The 276-nt window shown below is 40.9% G+C and carries 1 protein-coding gene; it reads left to right on the top strand.

All coding sequences use genetic code 11. From position 1 onward, the window contains the following. The coding region (locus ACE01P_RS24470) for a condensation domain-containing protein (RefSeq protein ID WP_379701676.1) at positions 1-276 on the top strand (276 nt) is incomplete at both ends.

Here is a 276-nt window from a genome sequence, read left to right as displayed (position 1 = left end):
ATCAGAGCTTCGCTGATTAAATTAGAAGAGGATGACCATGTTTTTTTCTTATCGATGCACCATATCGTAGGCGATGGCTGGTCGATGCAGCTGCTAATTTCAGAAGTGGTAAAAACCTATAATGCTTTAATGCAGGGAGAAGCAGTTAATTTGGCTGAATTGAGAATCCAATACAAAGATTATGCGGTTTGGCTTAATGGAGAACTGCAACAGGAAAAGCATCGAGCGTCAGAAGATTTCTGGCTGAATCAATTCTCAGGAGAGCTGCCTGTTTTA

Origin of the sequence: Flavobacterium sp. HJSW_4, from assembly GCF_042436695.1 — a bacterium.
Taxonomy (GTDB): domain Bacteria; phylum Bacteroidota; class Bacteroidia; order Flavobacteriales; family Flavobacteriaceae; genus Flavobacterium.
This window is presented reverse-complemented; position numbering and strand designations above follow the sequence as displayed.